Consider the following 18141-nt stretch of genomic DNA (forward strand, 5'->3'; position numbering starts at 1 on the left):
GGGGCTCCCCCTCAACCCTCTCCCTGCCTTGCGGCAGCGCGCCCCTCCAGCATCAGGTGGCCCATGCTCCGGCATGGGCCGAACAGCGCGGGGCGCCGTTCACCTGATGCTTCCCCGTGGGGGGAAGGGGTCTGGGTCAGTTCTTCAACGATGCCATGTCGATGACGAAGCGGTACTTCACGTCGCTCTTCTGCATGCGGTCATAGGCCGTCTCGATGTCCTGCATGTCGATCATCTCGATGTCCGCGGTCAGGCCATGGGCCTGGCAGAAGTCCAGCATCTCCTGCGTCTCGGCGATGCCGCCGATCAGCGAGCCGGCCAGGGCGCGGCGGCGGAAGACGAGGTTGCCGACCGAGGGCGAGGGGTGCGGCGTTTCCGGCACGCCGACCAGCGTCATCGTGCCGTCGCGCTTGAGCAGGCCGAGGAACTGGTCGAGATCATGGGAGGCGGCGACCGTGTTCAGGATGAAGTCGAAGCTGTTGGCATGTTCGGCCATCTGGTCGGCGTCCTTGGACACGATCAGCTCCTTGGCACCGAGCCGCCGGGCGTCGTCGCGCTTGTTCGGCGAAGTGGAGAAGACATAGACCTCCGCCCCCATCGCCGCGGCGATCTTCACGCCCATATGGCCGAGCCCGCCGAGCCCGACGATGCCGACCTTCTGGCCGGGGCCGACCTTCCAGTGCTTGAGCGGCGAGTAGGTGGTGATCCCGGCGCACAGCAGCGGCGCGACCGCAGCGAGATCCTTCTCGTCATGGCCGACCTTCAGCACGAAGCCCTCATCGACCACGATATGGTCGGAATAGCCGCCAAAGGTGTGGCCGCCGAGAACGGGATCGGGACCGTTATAGGTGCCGACGAAACCGGTGCCTTCGCAATATTGCTCCTCGCCGTCGTTGCACGAGGCGCAGTGGCCGCAACTGTCGACCATGCAGCCGACACCCGCGATGTCGCCGACCTTGAACTTGGTGACGTCGCTGCCGACCGCGGTGACGCGGCCGACGATCTCATGCCCCGGAACGCAGGGGAACAGCGTGCCCTCCCACTCGGCGCGGGCGGTGTGGAGGTCGGAGTGGCAGACGCCGCAGAACAGGATGTCGATCGCGACGTCCTTGGCGCCGGGGTCGCGGCGCTCAAACGAGAAGGGGGCAAGCGGCGTGGTCGCCGACTGGGCCGCATAGGCCTTGGCTGGGGTGGGCATGGAAGCTCCTCTTGGAAAAGGGGCGGCGGGGTGGCCGCGGGCCGCGATATGGGGTCCGGTTTGCGGTTCGCCAGAGGAGGGGGATAGAGTTTTCAAATTGTTATGGTGTAACGTAACTTCTGCGCCGCGTTGATTGCAGATTGAGGAAGATGGTTCGCGCGGAGGCGCAGAGGACGCGGAGAAGACGATAAGGATACGCGGTTGAAGAGACGCCCGATCTCTGCGTTCTCTGCGTTCTCTGCGCGAACCGAACTCTTTGCGTTTACGCACACATACGAAAACGCCCCGGGGTTAAGCCGGGGCGTTTTCGTGTTTGGCACGACACGGGAGTAAATCCCGTGTCGTCGGTCCTCGTGCTTGCACGAGGCCGGCCGGTCGAGGGGAGGCATAGCCTCCTCTCGACTCAGTCGATCTTCGGCAGGGTTTCGAACTGGTGGTAGGGCGGCGGGCTGGACAGCGTCCATTCCAGCGTCGTCGCGCCTTCGCCCCAGGGATTGTCCGGCGCCTTGCGGCCGGCTGCGAGCGACCAGACGAGGTTGACGAAGAAGATCGCCATGCCCGCCGCCATGATCTCATAGCCATGCGTCGCGACCGCGTTCCACGTCGCATAGGCATCCGGATAGTCCGGATAGCGGCGCGGCATGCCCTGCAGCCCCAGGAAGTGCATCGGGAAGAACAGCACGTTCACGCCGACGAAGAACACCCAGAAGTGCAACTGGCCGAGGAACTCGTTGTACATCTTGCCCGACATCTTCGGGAACCAGTAGTAGAAGCCGGCGAACAGCGCGAACACCGCACCCAGCGACAGCACGTAATGGAAGTGCGCCACGACATAATAGGTGTCGTGCATGTAATCGTCGATGCCGCCATTGGCGAGGACGACGCCGGTGACGCCGCCGACGGTGAACATGAAGATGAACCCGATCGCCCAGACCATCGGCGTGCGGAACGACAGCGAGCCGCCCCACATGGTCGCGATCCACGAGAAGATCTTGATGCCGGTGGGCACCGCGATGATCATCGTCGCGGCGGTGAAATACATCTTGATGTTCACGCTGAGCCCGGTGGCGAACATGTGGTGCGCCCACACGACGAAGCCGACCACGCCGATCGCGACCATGGCATAGGCCATGCCGAGATAGCCGAACACCGGCTTGCGGCTGAACGTCGCGATGATCTGGCTGACGATGCCGAAGCCCGGCAGGATCATGATGTACACTTCGGGGTGGCCGAAGAACCAGAACAGATGCTGGTACAGCACCGGATCACCGCCGCCGGCGGGATCGAAGAAGGTGGTGCCGAAGTTGCGATCGGTCAGCAGCATGGTGATCGCGGCGGCCAGCACCGGCAGCGAGAGCAGCAGCAGGAAGGCGGTGACCAGCACCGACCACACGAACAGCGGCATCTTGTGCAAGGTCATGCCCGGCGCGCGCATGTTGAAGATGGTGGTGATGAAGTTGATCGCGCCCAGGATCGAGGAGGCGCCGGCGAGGTGGAGCGACAGGATCGCCATGTCCACGCTCGGCCCCGGCTCGCCGTAAGTGGAGAGCGGGGCATAGGCGGTCCAGCCGACGCCCGCGCCGCCGAAGAAGGGCGAGGCGAGGAGCAGGGTAAAGGCCGGCACGATCAGCCAGAACGACACGTTGTTCATGCGCGGGAACGCCATGTCGGGCGCACCGATCATGATCGGCACGAACCAGTTGCCGAAGCCGCCGATCATCGCGGGCATGACCATGAAGAACACCATGATCAGGCCGTGCGCGGTGATCAGCACGTTCCACAGGTGGAGCGACTGGTCCAGGCTCTGCGGGCCGCCATGGAGCAGCGAGGCCCAGGTGCCCAGATACTGGATGCCCGGTTCGGCGAGTTCGGCGCGCATCAGCCCCGAGATCGCACCGCCGATGATGCCGGCGACGATCGCGAAGATCAGGTAGAGCGTGCCGATGTCCTTGTGGTTGGTCGACATGAACCAGCGCGCGAAGAAGCCGGGATGATGATCGGCATGCGCGTGGTGGTGATCGTCTTCCTTGCCCAGGAACGCGGACGGATGGAGCGCGGTATCGGTCATGGCTTATTGTCCAGCGTTGCCGGCGCCGGCGGGGTTGCCGGTGGCGCCCTGGGTAGTGGCGGGAGCGGTTTCGGTGGCGGCGTTGTCGGCCGGGCCGGTGGCGGCATCGGCGGCGTTCGCGGCCTCCTGCGCCCCCGCGGATGCGTCGGCACCCGGCTGCGGGATCACCGCGGACGAGGGTGCCGCGCTCCCCGGCATCTGGCCGCCCTTGGCACGGACCCAGGCGGCGAACTGCGCCGGGGGAACTGCCTGCACCGCGATCGGCATATAGGCGTGGCGCGGGCCGCAGAGTTCGGAGCACTGGCCGAAGTACAGGCCCGGCTTGTCGATGGTGAAGCTCGTCTCGTTCAGACGGCCGGGCACCGCGTCGAGCTTCATCCAGAAGGCGGGGATCGCCCAGCTGTGGATGACGTCGTTCGAGGTGGTGATGAGGCGGATCGGCACGCCGACCGGCAGCACGACGCGGTTGTCGGCGGCAAGCAGGCGGGGGCCGTCGGCATCGGTGCGGAAGCGCTCGCCCGGCGCGACTTCGCCGCGCTCCTTCAGCATGTTGGCGGTCAGTTCGATGCCGCCATGATCGGGATATTGATAGGTCCAGTACCACTGGTTGCCGATCGCCTTCAGCGTGACCGCGCCGGCGGGGGCGGGTTTGAACTGCGCCTGGAGCAGCCCGATCGAGGGCACGGCGATCGCGACGAGCGCAAGCACCGGCAGCAGCGTCCACAACACCTCGATCGTGGTGTTGTGGCTGGTCTTGGACGGGATCGGGTTGGCGGCGCGACGATAGCGGACGACGACCCAGCCGAGCAGCGCCAGCACCAGAAGGCAGATGGCGGTGATGACGGGCAACAGCACCGCATTGTGCATCCAGTGCGCGAACTGGCCATTCTTGGTCACCTGCGGTTGCAGGCCCATCTCGCCGTCCACCGGAATGCCGATGCCGGGCTGGATCGTGGTGGCGGGGGCGCCGTTCTGCGCGAGCAGCGGGCTGGTGGGCGCGGCGGTCGCCGGGGCGGCCGCGGAGGTGGGGGCCGTGTTGGACACGCCTGCCGGTTCGGCGGCCGCCTGTGGCGCCGGTGCCGCGACCGCCCCTTGCGGCGCCGCGGCGCCCGCGATCGTGCCCAAGCCCGTACAGGCAAGGCTCGCCGCGATCGCCAATCCCTTCAAACCCGAAATGCGCATGCCAATGGTCACCCCAGTTGTTCTCCCATGCGCCAGGCGTATCGTTTTTGGACCTTGCGAACGCAGGAAGCCGCCTTTTGCCGGTAGCTATAGCATGGAGGCGCCATCCCTCAAGCCATCAACGGCCAAAATCCCCCGCAGGCCGCGTTGCGCGGCCCCGCGCGCATGCCTATGACGGCCGCCGCAACTGCCGGAGCCCCAAGATGACCGATGACGACGTGCTGGCCGAATTCCGTGCCGCACAGGCGCTGCTGGAAGGGCATTTCATCCTGTCGTCCGGCTTGCGCTCGTCACGCTACCTGCAATGTGCGCGGGTGTTGATGGACCCGCGGCGCGGCGCGCGGCTGGCGGAGGCGCTGGTCCAGCGGATGCCGGCCGAGCTGAAGGCGCGTATCGCGGCGGTGGTGTCGCCGGCGATGGGCGGCGTGATCGTCGGGCATGAGATGGGCCGGGCGCTGGGCGTGGAGGCGATGTTCGTGGAGCGGCCGACCGGCACGTTCGAGCTGCGTCGCGGTTTCCGGCTGGAGCCGGGGACGGAGGTGCTGATGATGGAGGATGTGGTGACGACCGGCCTGTCTGGGCGCGAGGCGATCGTGGCGATCGAGGCGGCGGGCGGCCGGGTGATCGCGGCGGGCGCGCTGGTCGACCGGTCCAACGGGACGGCGGACCTGGGCGTGCCGTTCTTTCCGCTGATCCGGCTGGACGTGCCGACCTACGACCCCGACCATCTGCCGCCGGAACTGGCGGCGATCCCGGCGATCAAGCCGGGCAGCCGGGCCGCCGCCTGATGGCGGAGCATCTGCGCCTGGGGGTCAATATCGACCATGTCGCCACGGTCAGGAACGCGCGCGGGGCGGGCTATCCCGATCCGGTACGCGCCGCGCTGCTGGCAGCGGAGGCGGGTGCGGACGGGATCACCGCGCATCTGCGTGAGGATCGGCGGCACATCACCGACGACGATATCGCGCGGCTGTCGCAGGGGCTGACCATCCCGCTGAACCTGGAGATGGCGGCGACCGACGAGATGCTGGCCATCGCGCTGAAGCATCGTCCGCACGCCGCATGCATCGTGCCCGAAAAGCGCGAGGAGCGCACCACCGAGGGCGGGCTGGACGCGGCGGGGCAGCACAACCATCTGGCGCCGCTCGTGCGCGAACTGGGCGCCGCGCGCATCCGCGTGTCGCTGTTCATCGAGCCCGATGCGCGCCAGATCGAGGCGGCGGTCCGCCTGGGCGCGCCGGTGGTCGAGTTGCATACCGGGCGCTATGCCGAACTGGAGGGCGAGGCGCGGGCCGAGGAGCTGCGCCGGCTGGCGGACGCCGCGGCGCTGGCGGCGAAGAACGGCATCGAGGTGCATGCCGGGCACGGCCTGACCTATGACAATGTCGCGCCGATCGCCGCCATTCCGCAGATTCGCGAATTGAATATCGGGCATTTCCTGGTCGGCGAGGCGCTGTTTACCGGGCTGGGCGAAGCGGTGAAACGGATGCGCGCCGAGATGGATGCGGCCCGGTGATCATCGGGCTGGGATCGGACCTGTGTTCGATCGAGCGGATCGCCCATTCGCTGGAGCGGTTCGGCGCCCGGTTCGAAAACCGTGTGTTCACGCAAGTGGAACTGGCGCGCGCGGCGCGGCGGCCGTTCACCAGGGCGGGGACGCTGGCCAAGCGCTTCGCGGCCAAGGAGGCGTTTTCCAAGGCGGTGGGCACGGGCTTTGCGGCGGGCGTGTTCATGCGCGACATCGGCGTCGTCAACGCGCCTTCAGGTGCACCCACGCTGGCGCTGACCGGGGGGGCGAAAGCGAGGCTTGACGCGCTGATCCCTGCGGGCCACGGCGCACATATTCACTTGACCATGACCGACGATCATCCCTGGGCACAGGCCTTCGTGATTATCGAGGCGATACCGGAAGCCAATCCATGAAGGACGCGGTGTTGGACGGCAACCAGACACCCCAGTCGGGTGATGCAGGCCCGGCCGGGGCGGGCACGCCGGAGGCGGCACAGTCCGAGGCGCACCGGCGCACCGGCACCGACTGGTGGGGCGAGGTGAAGGGGATCTTCTGGCTGATCCTGATCGTGCTCGGCTTCCACAGCTTCATCGCCAAGCCGTTCTACATCCCGTCCGAATCGATGCTGCCGGGCCTGCAGGTCGGCGACCGGCTGGTGGTGTCGAAATTCGCCTATGGCTGGTCGTTCGTCTCGCCGACGATCCCGAACCCGGTGGCGATCTTCAAGGGGCTGGTGCTGCGCCAGCCCGAGGATAGCTGGTCGGTGCAACTGCCCTTCATCAAGGGGCGCCTGTTCGGATCGCTGCCGGTGCGCGGCGATGTGGTGATCGTGACGCCGCCGGGCACGCGCAACGATTATATCAAGCGCGTCATCGGCCTGCCGGGCGACCGGCTGGAGGTGCGCGACGGCACGGTGATCCTGAACGGCCGGCCGGTGGGGCGCGGTGCGGTGCATTACGAGGATATCCCCGTCGACACCAACAGCCCGTGCAAGGCCGAGGATTATGGCGAGGAAGCGCGGGTGACCCGCGCCGACGGCACCGAGGTGTGCCACCTGCCGATCGTGACCGAGACGCTGCCGAACGGCCGCCGCTACGACACGGTGGAACTGGGATGGAGCCCGGGCGACAATTACGGGCCGATCCGCATCCCCGCCAATCATGTCTTCCTGATGGGCGACAATCGCGACCGTTCCGCCGACAGCCGCTTCGCGCTGTCCGAACTGGGGCTGGGCGGTGCGGTGCCCTATGAAAATCTGGGCGGCCGGGCCGAGTTCGTGACGTTCAGCCTGGACGGCGACGCGACGCTGAACCCGCTGACCTGGTGGGGATCGCTGCGCTCCGGCCGGGCGGGCACGTCGCTGCACCCGGTCGAGACCAGGCCGTGACCGACAGCCCGGCCAAGGGCGCGCCGGACGTGACCGAGGCGGCGCCGCTGGAATGGCGCAGCGGGTTCGCGCGGCGCGAATTGCAGCGCGCGTCGATCTGGATCGGGCTTGCCGGCGCGCTGGCGCTGGTCGTGCTGCTGGTCCAGCCGCTGCTGATCATCTTTGCCGGGCTGGTGTTCGCGGCGGTGCTGGACGGGGGCGTGCGCCTGCTCGGCCGGGTGCTGCCGATCGGACGCGGCTGGCGGCTGCTGATCATATGCCTGCTCGCCGTGGCGTTCCTGCTCGGCACCTTCTACCTGACGGGCGTGGAGGTGACGCAGCAGGTGACGCAGCTCCGCTCCACGCTGGAGGGGCAGGCGGACAAGGTGACCGGCTGGCTGAACCGGCAGGGCATCATGCCGGGCGCGTCCGACGTCAGCGGGCTGGCGCGGCAGGCGATGGGATCGATCGGACGCATCACCTCCTGGGTCGGCACCGCGGTGGGGGCGCTGACCACCTTCTTCATGATCCTGGTCATCGGCCTGTTCGTGGCGATGGACCCGCGCATCTATCAGCGCGGGCTGGAATGGATGGTGCCGCGGGCGAACCGGGCGGAGTTCCGGCTGGTGCTGGAACGGGTCGGCCGGGTGCTGCGCCGGCTGCTCGCCGGGCGGTTGCTGGGCATGCTGGTCGAGGGGGTGCTGACCGGGGTGGCCCTGATGATCGGCGGCGTGCCGATGGCGATGATCCTGGGCATATTGACCGGGCTGCTGGCATTCATTCCCAATATCGGCGCCTTTATCAGCGGGGCGCTGATGATCGCGGTCGGCTTCTCGTCGGGCGTGGATACGGGGCTGTGGGCGATCGGGACCTATGTGATCGTGCAGACGTTCGACGGCTACGTCCTGCTGCCAATCGTCGCCAAGAAGACGGTGGACCTGCCGCCCGCGCTGACGCTGGGGGCACAGATCATGGCGGGCGCGCTGTTCGGGATATTGGGGCTGGCCCTGGCCGATCCGATGACCGCGGCGATCAAGACCGCGCTGGAACGCTCGTCGGAGCGCGAGGACGAGCGCGACGGGTCAGCGGGCAGCGGCGATCCGGTCGAATAAGGCGAGATAGCGTGCGGCCGCTTCGTGGCCGGGCGGGGCGACGGGTGGCGGAAGGCGCGTGCCCGGCATGAGCCAGTGGCGCAGGGCGGCGGCGAGCGCGGGCGCGTCGTCGCGGCCGACGATGGTGCCGAGCGCGGGGGTGGCGACGATCTCCGCCACGGCGGGCGACGAATCGGTGGCGACGACCGGGCGGCCGACCGACAGCGCCTCGCGCAGGACGCCCGGCACCCCTTCATAATCCGAGACCAGCGCGACGACATGCGCCGCCGCCATCGCCGCCAGCGGATCGGCGGTGTGGCCGGGCAGGGTCACGCGGCGTTGCAGCGCCGCGCGGGCGATCTGCGCCTCAAGCACCGGGCGCAGGCTGCCTTCGCCGTGAATGACGAGCCGCACATCGTTGTCCAGCGCGGGCAGCGCGGCGATCAGGCGATCCCAGCGCTTTTGCGGCTCCAGCCGGCCGACGCCGATGATCGTGCGCTGCCCGAACGGTGACCGGACGGGCGGCGGCGGGGCGGGGGGATTGGGGATGACGATGGCGGGCAGGCCGGTGGCGGCGCTCGCCTCCGCGGCGGTCGCCGGGGTCATCGCGACAAGGCCGTCCAGAAAGCGGCGGTGGGTGCCGAGCCAGCGGGCATGACCCCAGCGCACGGGCGCGGCGAAGTCCGGCCGGTGGCAGGCGTTCGACATCTTGGCGACGATCGGCGGGCAATCGCGCCCCAGGCGCAGGCGCGTCCAGGCGGCAAGACCGGTATAATGGTTGCCGGGGCAGAAGATGATGTCCGGGCGCAAATCGGCGACGGTGCGGGGCAACGCGCCCGCCAGCCGCCCGCGGCGAATCGGGTGAAGCGATTCGGGCAATTCGCCCCAAAAGGCGCCCCCCTCCTCGTCCAAAAGCAACGTCACGTCGCGCCCGGCATCCAGCCATCCGCGCACCAGGCGAAGCTGCGCGCGCTCCACGCCGCCGCGAAGTGCCTGAGCATAAGTAAGGATATGGCGCGCCGGCATCGTCTGGCGACTAGGGGCATCCAGATGGCGAGGCAATCGTCCGCTGGCGCTCCATTGCGATCGTTTGCGGTCACACGTACGACGCATTTCATCAGTAACGGCACGCTGGTTCCGCGCGCCCTTTCGAGCGATGAGGCGTTGGTCAGAACCCTGGTGAAGAACTCTGTTGATCGGAACGGGCGTATGACATCGCAGCGTATCGCGGATGTGCCGGCCGATCTGGCCGGGCTGGAGCCGCTGAAGACGCTGAAACGGCGCTGGCCGGCGGTGATCGGCGCGGTGCTGACGCTGGCGATGGTCGCAGGGCTGGGGCGCGAGCTGCTGGGGCAGGGGCTGGCCGGGCTCGGCCGGTCGGTGCCGGGCGACCCGCGCTTCTATCTGTGCTTCGCCGCGCTCTACATGTCGCTGCCCACCGGCGACTATCTGATCTTCCGCCGGTTATGGGGCATTCCGCCATCCGGCCTGATCGCGCTCATCAAGAAGCGGATCGCGAACGAGGTGGTGTTCGGATATTCGGGCGAGGCGTATTTCTACGCCTGGGCGCGGGCGCGGGCCAGGATGGTGGCGGCACCGTTCGGCGCGGTGAAGGATGTCAGCATCCTGTCCGCGATCGCGGGCAACGCGATCACGCTGCTGATGATCGTGATCGCGCTGCCGCTGGCGCGCTACCTGTTGAGTGCGGACCAGATGCGCACCGTGCTGGGATCGACCGCGATCGTGATGGCGACATCGCTGCCCTTCCTGATCTTTTCCAAAAAGGTCTTCTCGCTCGATCGGCCGCTCCTGTGGTGGGTGTTCGGGGCGCATTGCCTGCGCCTGCTGGCGGGATCGGTGCTGATCGCGCTGACCTGGCATTTCGCGCTGCCCGACGTGTCGATCGGCATGTGGCTGTTCCTGGCGGCGGGACGCCTGCTGGTGTCGCGCCTGCCGCTGGTGCCGAACAAGGACCTTCTTTTCGCCAACTTCGCCATCATACTGATCGGCCAGGACCGGGCATTGTCGGAGCTGGTGGCGTTTACCGCCGCGCTGACCCTGCTGGTTCATGTGGTGCTGATCGCGCTGTTCGGTCTGCACGCGCTGATGACGAGGTCCAGATGATGAAGGCTTGGTGGTTGGGGATGCTGGCGGCGGTGGTGGTACCTGGGGGTGCCGCCGCACAGGTGGCGGGGCCGGAGGCCGCGGCGTGCACCGGCAACCGGGGACCGGCGGTGCTGGTCCATGTGCAGGGCCTGAAGGATCGCAAGGGCAATCTGAAGCTGGAGCTGTATCCGGCGAACGAGGACGATTTCCTGAAGGACGACCGCGACCTGCTGAAGGAGGGCAAGACCTTTCGCCGGATCCAGACGCCGACACCGCCGTCGGGCAATCCGTCGCTGTGCATGCGGGTACCCCAGGCGGGGCGCTATGCGCTGCTGGTGGTGCATGACCGCGACGGCAAGAACAAGTTCAGCTTCTGGAACGATGGCGCGGGCTTTGCCAGCGCGGAGAAGATCGGGCGGCGGCGGCCCAAGGTGGAACAGGCGGTGGTGCAGATCGGGCCGGGCGTGACCACGCTGACGATCCGCATGCAATACTTACGCGGGCTGGGCGGCTTCGGCCCGGTCGATCCGGACTGAGGCCAGGGCGCCCCCTTGCGCATCGTCGACGTCAACGAATTCTACTCGCCCGCGGGTGGCGGCGTGCGCACCTATATCGATCGCAAGATCGGCATATTGGCGGACATGGGGCACGAACTGATCGTGCTGGCGCCGGGCCGGGAAGACCGGGTGGAGCCGCGGCCCGGCGGCGGCCGGGTGGAATATATCCGCTCGCCGGGCATGCCGTTCGACCGCAATTACGGACTGTTCTGGGACGCCGCGCCCATCCATGCCGCGTTGGACCGGTTGCAGCCGGACGTGGTGGAATGCTGCTCGCCGTGGCGGCCGGCATGGATCGTCGGGCAGTGGCAGGGCCGGGCGCTCAAATCCTTCTTCATGCACAACGACAATGTCGCGGCCTATCCGCTGCGCTGGTTCGAGGGGCTGGCGAGCCCGGCGCGGATCGAGCGCGCCTTTGCCTGGTACAGCCGCTACATGGGCCGCTTCCTCGACCATTATGACGTGGTGGTGACGAACGGACCGGCGCTGGACAAGCGGCTGCGGTCGCGCGGGGTGCGGATCGATGCGGCGATGCCGCTGGGGATCGAGCGGGCGCATTTCTCGCCGACGTTGCGCGATGAAGGGCTGCGCCGGTGCCTGCTCGCGCAGTGCGACCTGCCCGAACACGGCCTGTTGCTGCTGGGGCTGGGGCGGCACCATGCCGAAAAGCGCTGGGCGATGGTGATCGACGCCGTGCTGCGCGCGGGCACGACCCTGCCGGTGGGGCTGATCCAGATCGGCACGGGCAACGACAGCGCCCGGCTGGAGGCGCGGGCCGCCGGATCGCCGCATATCCGACTGTTCCGGCCGGTGTATGATCGCGAGCGGCTGGCGCGGATCATGGCAAGCGCCGATGCGCTGATCCATGGTGCCGAGGCGGAGCCGTTCGGGCTGGTGGCGTGCGAGGCGATGGCCTCCGGCCTGCCGCTGATCGTGCCGGATACGGGCGGGTGTGCGGAGGTCGCCGATCCGGCGTGCGCGGAACTATATGCCGCGCGCGACCCGCTGGCCTGTGCGGCGGCGATCGGGCGGCTTTATGCGCGGAACCGGCCCGCGCTTCGCCAGGCGGCGGCCGCGGTCGCGACGACGGTGCGCAGCGACCGCGAGCATGCCGAGGAACTGATGGCCTATTATGCGCAGGCGCTCGGCCGGCGCGTGGCGGGTCAGGTCGGGCGGCGATCCGGGCCGGCGCCGGCCTGCGGGCTTTCGTCTGCGGCGCCCGGCGTGTTGGGGTCGTAATCCTCGCCCGGTGCACCGCCACCGGCGGCGGTGCCGCTGCCACGCACGATCCCCTCCGGCGCGACCGCCTGTGCATCCTGACCGGCACGCCACTCGGCCTGGCCGGCGCTGTCATATTCCTGGCCCGAATAGCCCTTGCCCGTGCCGATCGCGCCGAGCGGCGGTTCGGGCTTGGCAAAGGGCGGGCGCTTGCCGGCTTCGGGTGGGATGTCGCGGTCGGTCATGGCTATCTCCTTGTCCCTTAACGGGTGCGGGAGGGTGGCTGTTCCACGCGGACGAGTTGGAAGGCGGTGCCGGGAACGGGCGTGCGCGGCCCGCCGGCAGCGCGGGCGAGCGCCGCATCGAGATCGGGATTGCCGCTGGTCCGGGGGCCTTCGCCGCCGATCAGCACCCAATCGGCCGAGACGCGGGGGCGGGCGTGGCTGAGCAGGTGGAGCCGGCTTTCCGCGGCGGGATCGAGCAGATGCCGGCTGCGGAAGTAGAAGGGGCCGGTAGCGAAGTCGGCATCGGGCAGGCGTCCGGTGGCGGGTAGGAATTGCGGAGAGAGGGTGGCGACGGGGCCGGTGACGCCCGCGCGGTCCATGGTGGCGCGGATCGCGGCGGAGGTGCGCATCGCCTCGCCCAGCGACATGCCATTCGCGGTGACGAGCGCGGCGACGCTGGGGGCGAGCCCGGCGGCGGCGGTGATGCCGAACGCGATCCGCCAGTTGCGGCCCGGCGGGCGGCGATGCCAGGCGAGCGCCAGCGCGATGAACAGCGGCGGCAGGAAGGGCAGCCAATATTGCCGCCAGGTCGGCTGCGGGGCGAGTGCCGCCACCGCGCACGCGAACAGCAGCGGCGCCAGCGCACGCATCCGCCCGCGGCCGATGACGAAGGCGAGCGCGACAAGCGCGGGGCCGAGCGCGAGAAACTTGAGCGAATCGACCAGTTTCGCCGCCAGCGACAGCTTCCACGGGTGAAGCGCATAATATTCGGCGGGCGCGTCGGCGGGAAAGTGGAAGACGCCGAACAGGAACCCCTCCGGCGCGCTCCACCAGCACCAGGCGACGAGCAGCGCAGGCGGAACGGCGCCGAGGATCAGCCAGAGCGGCCGGTGGCGGCGGGGCGCGGCGAGCGCCCACACGCCGTAGGCGATGGCGGGGAGCGCATAGCTGACCTTGGCCGCGGCGGCGGCGCCGAGCAGCAGGCCGGTGAGCAGCGCGCTTCCTCGCGTCGCCGCCCCGCCGCGCAGCCGTGTCATCACGACCAGCGCGGCGGCGAAGAGGGCGGCGGGCAGCGCGTCGTTGCGCGCAACGCCGATGGAGAAGAGCAGGATGTCGCAGCGCAGCATCAACCCGGCGGCCGCCGCGGCGGCGCGGGGGGCGGCGCCCAGGCGGCGCACGGCGCGGTGGACGAAGGCGATGGTGAGGGCGCCGAGCAATGCGTTGACGAGGCGTAGCGCCGGCCAGGTCCATGCCCCCGCGGCCCAGGCCAGGGGCGCGAACAGCAGCGGCTGCAAAGGGCCCTGAAGATAGGCGAAATCCCGATACGGCATCAGGCCGTGCGCGGCGAGCACGGTTGCCGCGACATATTGGCTTTCATCGTGATCGACCGTGCGGGTGAGCGTCAGGCCCATCAGCACCGCGGCGAGCAGCGCCCATGGCAGCAGCCGGCGCGCCGGGACAGGCGCACCGGCAGGGGCGACGCGCACCGTCAGGCCCGGGTGGCGGTCAGGAAATAGTCGAGCGCGGTCGAATCGCTCAACGCGAAGCCGCGCGACGGCGTGAAGGCGAGGCCGCGCACGTCGCGGACCCGAAGCCCGGCATCCTCGAACAGCGCGGTCAGCTCGTCGGGGGTCAGGAACTTGTTCCAGTCATGCGTGCCGCGCGGGATCGCGCCGAACCCTTCGGCAAGCGTGATCATCGCGAGGCGCGACACCGGCGTGCGGTTGGGCGTGGAGAGGATCAGCAGACCGTCCTCCGCCAGCGCGTCGGCCAGGCCGCGAACGAAGCGGGCCGGGTCCTCGACATGCTCGATCACCTCCAGACAGGTGACGAGATCGAAACGCTCGTTGCGCAGGGACTCGACGCTGCCGGCGCGGTAATCGATGGCGAGCCCGCCTTGCGCGGCATGTATCTCGGCCACCGCGATATTCTCGGGCGCGGCGTCGAGGCCGGTGACGGCGGCACCCAGCCGGGCGAGCGGTTCGGCGAGCAGCCCGGCGCCGCACCCGACATCGAGCGCGGTGCGCCCGGCGAGCGGGGTGAAGCCGGTGCCGTCGGCGTTCCAGTGCAGATCGACCTGTTCGCGAATATAGGCGAGGCGCGGCGGATTGAGCCGGTGCAGCATCGCGCTCGATCCCCTGGGGTCCCACCAGTCGGCCGCCATCTTTCCGAAATGTGCGGCCTCGGCGGCATTTATGGTAGATTCGATCGTGTCGCTTGCGTTCGTCATGGCGGCTACCTATCAGGGCCGCCGTTTTACCCCAAGGAGAATGGCAAGCGCCCATGGCACGTATCGTGATGAAGTTCGGCGGCACGTCGATGGCCGGGATCGAGCGCATCCGTAACGTGGCGGCGCGGGTCAAACGCGAGGTCGAGGCGGGCAATCAGGTCGCGGTCGTCGTGTCGGCGATGGCGGGCGAGACGGACCGGCTGGTCGGGTTCTGCCGCGAGGCGTCCTCGCTGTACGACCCGCGCGAATATGACGTGGTGGTCTCCGCCGGCGAGCAGATCACCAGCGGGCTGCTGGCCATCACCCTGCAGGCGATGGGCGTGCCGGCGCGGTCGTGGCTGGGCTGGCAATTGCCGATCCATACCGACAGCGCCTTCGCCAAGGCGCGGATCGGGACGATCGACACCGACGCGCTGGACCGGAGCCTGGACGCGGGCGAAGTGGCGGTGATCCCCGGATTCCAGGGCGTGGCCGAGGACAACCGGGTGACGACGCTGGGCCGCGGCGGATCGGACACCTCGGCAGTCGCGGTCGCGGCGGCGATGAAGGCGGAGCGGTGCGACATCTACACCGATGTCGACGGCGTCTATACCACCGATCCGCGCATCGTACCCAGGGCGCGCAAGCTGTCCAAGGTGACGTATGAGGAAATGCTGGAACTGGCGAGCGTGGGGGCCAAGGTGCTCCAGACCCGCTCGGTAGGGCTGGCGATGAAGGAACAGGTGCGCGTGCGGGTCTTGAGCTCGTTCGACGACGCACGGGACGAAGACGGACATCGCGGCACGCTGATCGTGGGCGAGGAGGAAATCGACGACATGGAACGCCAGCTCATCACCGGCATCGCACACGACAAGAACGAAGCGAAGATCACGCTGGTCGCCGTGCCCGACCGACCCGGTTCGGTCGGCGCGATCTTCGCGCCGCTGGCCGATGCCGGGATCAACGTGGACATGATCGTCCAGAACATCGCGCATGCGACCGCCGGCAACGCGGCCTCGACCGACGTGACCTTCACCGTTCCCGCCGCCGACCTGCCGCGCAGCCTGGACGTGCTGGACAAGGCGCGCGGCGACATCGGCTTCGAAAAGCTGGTGCACGACACGCGCGTCGCCAAGATCTCGGTGGTGGGCGTGGGCATGCGCAGCCATGCCGGCGTCGCCTCGACCATGTTCCAGACGCTGGGTGCGCGGGGCATCAACATCCTTGCCATCACCACCTCCGAGATCAAGGTGAGCGTGCTGATCGAGGAGGATTATACCGAACTGGCGGTGCGCGTGCTGCATACCGCCTATGGGCTGGATGCCGAGGCGGCATAGGCGGTTCATCTCTCTTCGGGTTTTTGGGGTCACGCGAAGGCGCGAAGCGGCGAAGATTTTTGTTCGCGCGGAGGCGCGGGGGTGGCGGTTTCGGCCGCTCTCTCGCGCTCTGTTACGGCCGGTCGAAAATGCATGCGCTGGCGTGCGTGAAAGCGCTCGGCGTCCCCTGCGTCTCCTCTTCGCGTCTTCGCGGCTTCGCGTGAACCCCATCTTGCCGTGTGGTGCTCGCCACGGCATGGAGCGTCGATGACCGATACGCTCACCATCAATACCGGCGAACAGCGCCTGGCCACCCGCATGGCGCGCGGGGCCGAATTCCTCGGGTCCGACGTGGCGATCATGGCGGGGGCCATGTCCTGGGTGTCGGAGCGCCATCTGGTTGCCGCGATGTCGAATGCGGGCGGGTTCGGCGTGATCGCGTGCGGGGCGATGACGCCCGCGCTGCTGGACGCGGAGATCGCGGGCACGAAGGCGCTGACCGAGCGGCCGTTCGGCGTGAACCTGATCACCATGCATCCGCAACTGTTCGACCTGATCGAGATTTGCGGGCGCCACCGGGTCGGCCATGTCGTACTGGCCGGCGGCCTGCCGCCCAAGGGGTCGCTGGAGGCGATCAAGGCGACGGGGGCCAAGGTGATCTGCTTTGCGCCCGCACTCAGCCTCGCCAAGAAGCTGATCCGCTCGGGCGTCGATGCGCTGGTGATCGAGGGGATGGAAGCCGGCGGGCATATCGGCCCGGTATCGACCAGCGTGCTGGCGCAGGAGATGCTGCCCGAGATCGCGGGCGCCGTGCCGGTGTTCGTCGCGGGCGGGATCGGGCGCGGCGAGGCGATCGCCGGATATCTCGATATGGGCGCGGCCGGCGTGCAGCTCGGTACGCGATTCGTGTGCGCCACCGAATCGATCGCGCATCCCAATTTCAAGAAGGCGTTCATCCGGGCCTCTGCCCGCGACGCGGTGGCGAGCGTGCAGATCGATCCGCGCCTGCCGGTCATCCCGGTGCGCGCGCTGAAGAATGCCGGTGGCGAGCTGTTCACCGCCAAGCAGCGCGAGGTGGCGCTGTTGCTGGACGAGGGCAGCGTGGCGATGGCCGAGGCGCAGTTGCAGATCGAGCATTACTGGGCGGGTGCGCTGCGCCGCGCGGTGATCGACGGCGATGTCGAGCATGGGTCGGTGATGGCCGGCCAGTCGGTCGGCATGGTGACGAAGGAAGAGCCGATCGCCGACATCATCGCGCACCTGATGGCCGAGGCGGCAACCGCGCTGCAGGCGCGCGCCGCCTGATACCCCGTGCGTTTCATCGCACAGGTTACGACGCGTTAACCGCGAATCGCCATGGTGGGGGGCAAGCCGGGGGCGGCAAGATGACGCCAGGGATTCAGGGATGATGACAAGCCGCCAATTTCTGACACGCGCGACCCCCGTCGCCCTGGGACTGGCGCTGGCCGCCTGCGCCGGGCAGCGCGAGGTGGCAAGGGTCGCGCCACCGCCGATCATGGTCGCAGCCCCGCCACCGGCACGGCCCAGCCTGCCGCCGGGCGCGACGCCGGGCATGACCATCCCGGTGCGCCTGGCCGATGGCAGCTACCCGACCCCGAACCGCGCGCTGAGCGAGGCGGCGACGCTGTGGCATCTGCGCTCCGCCCTCAACGTCGCGGCGCTGGCGTGTCGCGGCGCGGAGGAGGCGGGCAATGTCGCGCGCTACAATGCGCTGCTGACCACGCACAAGAAGACGCTGGCCACCGCCGAGACGCGGCTGTCCGCCGAGTTCAAGGCGGGGGGCGGCGACTGGCGCGACCGGTATGACGACACGATGACGCGGCTCTACAACTTCTTTTCGCAGACGCCCGCGCGCGCCGGTTTCTGCGCGGCGGCGACACAGGTGCTGGCGGAAAGCGCCACCGTGTCGGACGGGCAGTTGGGGGCGTTCGCCCTCGCCAAGCTGCCCGAACTGGACCGGCCGTTCACCGATTTCTACCGCGCCTATGACGCATGGCGGACGGGCAGCATGACGCCGGTGGCGGAGCCGGCCGCGCCGCTGGTCATCGCGACATCGGCGGCGGCGCCGACATCCG

18 protein-coding genes are annotated in these 18141 nt (G+C 68.8%); 11 read left to right on the forward strand and 7 right to left on the reverse strand.

From position 1 onward, the window contains the following. Positions 1-136: 136 nt before the first annotated feature. The 3 genes from OXR08_RS17590 to coxB form a co-directional block, all read right to left on the reverse strand. Positions 137-1198, reverse strand: coding sequence for an NAD(P)-dependent alcohol dehydrogenase (locus OXR08_RS17590; protein WP_149682319.1), 1062 nt, complete (start codon positions 1196-1198; stop codon positions 137-139). A gap of 403 nt (positions 1199-1601) precedes the next feature. Next, positions 1602-3266 carry a cytochrome c oxidase subunit I gene (ctaD, locus tag OXR08_RS17595; RefSeq protein ID WP_112381857.1) on the reverse strand — a complete coding sequence of 555 codons (1665 nt, stop codon included), beginning with the start codon at positions 3264-3266 and terminating at the stop codon, positions 1602-1604. Between the two features lie 3 nt (positions 3267-3269). Further along, a complete protein-coding gene (gene coxB / locus OXR08_RS17600) occupies positions 3270-4448 on the reverse strand; it encodes a cytochrome c oxidase subunit II (protein ID WP_149682318.1) in 1179 nt (392 codons plus the stop codon). A gap of 203 nt (positions 4449-4651) precedes the next feature. On the opposite strand from coxB, the gene pyrE reads away from it, so the two are divergent. The 5 genes from pyrE to OXR08_RS17625 are packed head-to-tail and all read left to right on the forward strand — an operon-like array spanning position 4652 to position 8436. After that, positions 4652-5236, forward strand: coding sequence for an orotate phosphoribosyltransferase (pyrE, locus tag OXR08_RS17605; RefSeq protein WP_149682317.1), 585 nt, complete (start codon positions 4652-4654; stop codon positions 5234-5236). Beyond that, positions 5236-5964 (forward strand): pyridoxine 5'-phosphate synthase, encoded by a 729-nt coding sequence (locus OXR08_RS17610; protein ID WP_267351841.1) that lies wholly within the window; start codon positions 5236-5238, stop codon positions 5962-5964. The genes pyrE and OXR08_RS17610 overlap by 1 nt, the downstream gene beginning before the upstream one ends. Next, positions 5961-6371 (forward strand): holo-ACP synthase, encoded by a 411-nt coding sequence (acpS, locus tag OXR08_RS17615; RefSeq protein ID WP_112381861.1) that lies wholly within the window; start codon positions 5961-5963, stop codon positions 6369-6371. Before OXR08_RS17610 ends, acpS begins: the two co-directional genes overlap by 4 nt. After that, positions 6368-7345, forward strand: coding sequence for a signal peptidase I (gene lepB / locus OXR08_RS17620; protein WP_267351843.1), 978 nt, complete (start codon positions 6368-6370; stop codon positions 7343-7345). The genes acpS and lepB overlap by 4 nt, the downstream gene beginning before the upstream one ends. Continuing rightward, entirely contained in the window at positions 7342-8436 is a 1095-nt protein-coding gene (locus tag OXR08_RS17625; protein ID WP_267351845.1) for an AI-2E family transporter, read from the forward strand. The genes lepB and OXR08_RS17625 overlap by 4 nt, the downstream gene beginning before the upstream one ends. Here OXR08_RS17625 and OXR08_RS17630 read toward each other — a convergent pair. After that, on the reverse strand, positions 8407-9441 hold the full coding sequence (locus tag OXR08_RS17630; protein ID WP_267351847.1) for a glycosyltransferase: 1035 nt from the start codon (positions 9439-9441) through the stop codon (positions 8407-8409). The genes OXR08_RS17625 and OXR08_RS17630 overlap by 30 nt on opposite strands. Positions 9442-9624: 183 nt before the next feature. On the opposite strand from OXR08_RS17630, the gene OXR08_RS17635 reads away from it, so the two are divergent. From OXR08_RS17635 to OXR08_RS17645, 3 genes are read left to right on the forward strand one after another with little or no spacing between them, the layout of a single operon-like run. Next, positions 9625-10539 (forward strand): hypothetical protein, encoded by a 915-nt coding sequence (locus OXR08_RS17635; RefSeq protein ID WP_112381865.1) that lies wholly within the window; start codon positions 9625-9627, stop codon positions 10537-10539. After that, the gene (locus OXR08_RS17640; protein ID WP_267351860.1) at positions 10539-11057 is read left to right on the forward strand and encodes a DUF2141 domain-containing protein; all 519 of its coding nucleotides are present in this window, start codon (positions 10539-10541) and stop codon (positions 11055-11057) included. Before OXR08_RS17635 ends, OXR08_RS17640 begins: the two co-directional genes overlap by 1 nt. Positions 11058-11072: 15 nt before the next feature. Continuing rightward, a complete protein-coding gene (locus tag OXR08_RS17645; protein ID WP_267351850.1) occupies positions 11073-12317 on the forward strand; it encodes a glycosyltransferase in 1245 nt (414 codons plus the stop codon). Here the strand turns inward: OXR08_RS17645 and OXR08_RS17650 are convergent. From OXR08_RS17650 to ubiG, 3 genes are read right to left on the reverse strand one after another with little or no spacing between them, the layout of a single operon-like run. Continuing rightward, positions 12242-12541, reverse strand: coding sequence for a hypothetical protein (locus OXR08_RS17650; RefSeq protein WP_112381868.1), 300 nt, complete (start codon positions 12539-12541; stop codon positions 12242-12244). The two genes, OXR08_RS17645 and OXR08_RS17650, sit on opposite strands and share 76 nt — an antisense overlap. Positions 12542-12558: 17 nt before the next feature. Continuing rightward, a complete protein-coding gene (locus OXR08_RS17655; RefSeq protein ID WP_267351852.1) occupies positions 12559-14007 on the reverse strand; it encodes a DUF2029 domain-containing protein in 1449 nt (482 codons plus the stop codon). Positions 14008-14009: 2 nt separating this feature from the next. Further along, positions 14010-14750: a bifunctional 2-polyprenyl-6-hydroxyphenol methylase/3-demethylubiquinol 3-O-methyltransferase UbiG gene (ubiG, locus tag OXR08_RS17660; RefSeq protein WP_267351854.1), complete on the reverse strand. Its 741-nt coding sequence runs from the start codon at positions 14748-14750 to the stop codon at positions 14010-14012. Positions 14751-14803: 53 nt separating this feature from the next. On the opposite strand from ubiG, the gene OXR08_RS17665 reads away from it, so the two are divergent. From OXR08_RS17665 to OXR08_RS17675, 3 genes are all read left to right on the forward strand, one after another. After that, a complete protein-coding gene (locus tag OXR08_RS17665) occupies positions 14804-16066 on the forward strand; it encodes an aspartate kinase (protein ID WP_149682309.1) in 1263 nt (420 codons plus the stop codon). A 246-nt stretch (positions 16067-16312) separates the two neighbouring features. Next, complete coding sequence (locus OXR08_RS17670) at positions 16313-17350, forward strand: nitronate monooxygenase (protein ID WP_267351856.1); 1038 nt, start codon at positions 16313-16315, stop codon at positions 17348-17350. A 100-nt stretch (positions 17351-17450) separates the two neighbouring features. Further along, the coding region (locus OXR08_RS17675; RefSeq protein WP_267351858.1) for a hypothetical protein at positions 17451-18141 on the forward strand (691 nt) is incomplete at its 3' end.

Origin of the sequence: Sphingomonas sp. GM_Shp_2, assembly GCF_026540875.1 — a bacterium.
Lineage (GTDB): Bacteria > Pseudomonadota > Alphaproteobacteria > Sphingomonadales > Sphingomonadaceae > Sphingomonas > Sphingomonas carotinifaciens.

Coding starts and splice junctions, on each gene's coding strand:
- OXR08_RS17590 (WP_149682319.1), bottom strand. CDS start 1,198: ATGCCCACCCCAGCCAAGGCCTATGCGGCCCAGTCGGCGACCACGCCG.
- ctaD (WP_112381857.1), bottom strand. CDS start 3,266: ATGACCGATACCGCGCTCCATCCGTCCGCGTTCCTGGGCAAGGAAGAC.
- coxB (WP_149682318.1), bottom strand. CDS start 4,448: ATGCGCATTTCGGGTTTGAAGGGATTGGCGATCGCGGCGAGCCTTGCC.
- pyrE (WP_149682317.1), top strand. CDS start 4,652: ATGACCGATGACGACGTGCTGGCCGAATTCCGTGCCGCACAGGCGCTG.
- OXR08_RS17610 (WP_267351841.1), top strand. CDS start 5,236: ATGGCGGAGCATCTGCGCCTGGGGGTCAATATCGACCATGTCGCCACG.
- lepB (WP_267351843.1), top strand. CDS start 6,368: ATGAAGGACGCGGTGTTGGACGGCAACCAGACACCCCAGTCGGGTGAT.
- OXR08_RS17630 (WP_267351847.1), bottom strand. CDS start 9,441: ATGCCGGCGCGCCATATCCTTACTTATGCTCAGGCACTTCGCGGCGGC.
- OXR08_RS17635 (WP_112381865.1), top strand. CDS start 9,625: ATGACATCGCAGCGTATCGCGGATGTGCCGGCCGATCTGGCCGGGCTG.
- OXR08_RS17640 (WP_267351860.1), top strand. CDS start 10,539: ATGAAGGCTTGGTGGTTGGGGATGCTGGCGGCGGTGGTGGTACCTGGG.
- OXR08_RS17650 (WP_112381868.1), bottom strand. CDS start 12,541: ATGACCGACCGCGACATCCCACCCGAAGCCGGCAAGCGCCCGCCCTTT.
- ubiG (WP_267351854.1), bottom strand. CDS start 14,750: ATGACGAACGCAAGCGACACGATCGAATCTACCATAAATGCCGCCGAG.
- OXR08_RS17665 (WP_149682309.1), top strand. CDS start 14,804: ATGGCACGTATCGTGATGAAGTTCGGCGGCACGTCGATGGCCGGGATC.
- OXR08_RS17670 (WP_267351856.1), top strand. CDS start 16,313: ATGACCGATACGCTCACCATCAATACCGGCGAACAGCGCCTGGCCACC.